This is a genomic window from Streptomyces sp. PsTaAH-137, from assembly GCF_003259365.1.
Classification (GTDB): domain Bacteria; phylum Actinomycetota; class Actinomycetes; order Streptomycetales; family Streptomycetaceae; genus Streptomyces.
Genome location: NZ_QLLY01000092.1, coordinates 1 through 1,707 on the forward strand (window position 1 = coordinate 1; position 1,707 = coordinate 1,707).

Below are 1,707 nucleotides of genomic sequence, written 5' to 3' on the forward strand. Positions count from 1 at the left end.
CCCCGCCGCTCCAGCCCTCCTTGCGCTCGCCCAGGACCAGGACGTCCCGGACCAGTTCGACGACGCCGCCGGTGGCGAGGCCGGTGAAGATCTCGAACGCCGAGACGTCGAAGTTGACCGAGGTGCCCGCGAGGATCCGCTTGCCCGGCGAGAGCCCCACGCGGTCGGCGAGGCGCAGCACGCCGTTGACCACGTTCGCGTGGGTGATGGCGACGCCCTTGGGCCGGCCCGTGGAGCCGGAGGTGTACATCACGTACGCCAACTGCTGGGCGTTGACGGGGCTTTCGAGGGCCGGGCCGGCATCGTCGGACAGGTCGAGCGTGTCGAGGAGGACGTCCGGGGCGTCGTGCTCCGGCAGTGTCCCGGCCGTCGTCGTGTCCGTCAGGACCAGGCGCGGCCGCGCCTCGCCGAGGATGGCCGCCAGGCGGTGTCCGGGGTACTTGGGGTCGACCGGCAGATAGGCGCCGCCCGCCTTCAGGACCGCGAGCAGGGCGACCACCAGGTCCGCCGTCCGCGGCAGGGAGACCGCGACCAGCGACTCGGGGCCCACACCGCGGCCGGCCAGTTCGCGGGCCAGGCGGTCGGCCCGGGCGGTCAGCTCGCGGTAGGTGAGCGTGCCGCCCTCGGCGATCAGCGCCGCCGCGTCGGGGGTCCGTGCCGCCTGCGCCTCGACGAGCCCGCAGACCGTGGTGTCCGGGGTCGGGGTGTCCGTGTCGTTGAACGTGACGAGCAGGCGCTCGCGTTCGGCCGGCTCCAGGACGTCGAGCTGGGCGACCGTGTGGTCGGGGGCGGCGGCGAGCTGCTCCAGGATGCGGACCAGGCGGGCGGCGAACGTCTCGACGGTGTCCCGGTCGAACACGCCGTGCGCGTACTGGAGGATGAACTGGAGGTTCGGCTCCACCGCCGCCATCAGGCCCAGCGGGTAGTGGGTGCCGTTGGTGGGGCGCAGGCCGGTGAAGGCGACGCCGTCGGCGGCCTCGGTCGCGGCGCTGATGCCCTCCTCGTCGACCGGGTAGGACTCGAAGACGACCAGGGTGTCGAAGAGGGACGGCAGGTTCGCGGCCTGCTGGATCTGGGCGAGCCCGTGGTGATGGTGGTCCATCAGGGCGGTCTGCCGCTCCTGCAGCCGGGTCAGGACCTCGGCGAGGGTGTCGCCGGGGGCGTACGCGACGCGGACGGGCAGGGTGTTGATGAACATCCCGACCATCGTCTCGACGTCCGCCACGGCGGGCGGGCGGCCGGACACGGTGGCGCCGAACAGCAGGTCGCGGCGGCCGGTGAGCTGGCCGAGCAGCAGGCCCCAGGCGCCCTGGACCACGGTGTTGACGGTGACGCCGAGCTCGGCGGCGCGCCGGTCGAGCCGGGCCGACACCTCGGCGGGCAGGGCGAATTCGACCTGCCCGAGGCCGTCGTCCGCGCCCTCGGAGCCGGGTGCGAGCAGCGTCGGCTCCTCGACCCCGGCGATCTCGGCCGCCCACGCGCGGGCCGCCTCCGCCTCGTCCTGCCGGGACCGCCAGGCCAGGAAGTCTCCGTAGCTGCGGGTGGCGGGCAGGCCGGCCGGGTCGCCGTGGGAGGCGTACAGCAGCAGCAGATCCCGCATCAGCAGCGGGATGGACCAGCCGTCGAACAGGATGTGGTGGGCCGTCACGACGAGTTCGGCGCGGCCGGGTTCGAGCACGGCCAGGGCGAGCCGCATCAGCGGCGGGG

General features: G+C 74.1%; 1 protein-coding gene. It reads right to left on the reverse strand.

The features are described from left to right. On the reverse strand, window positions 1-1,707 hold a 1,707-nt coding region (locus tag K377_RS41110; protein ID WP_146614878.1), incomplete at both ends, for a condensation domain-containing protein.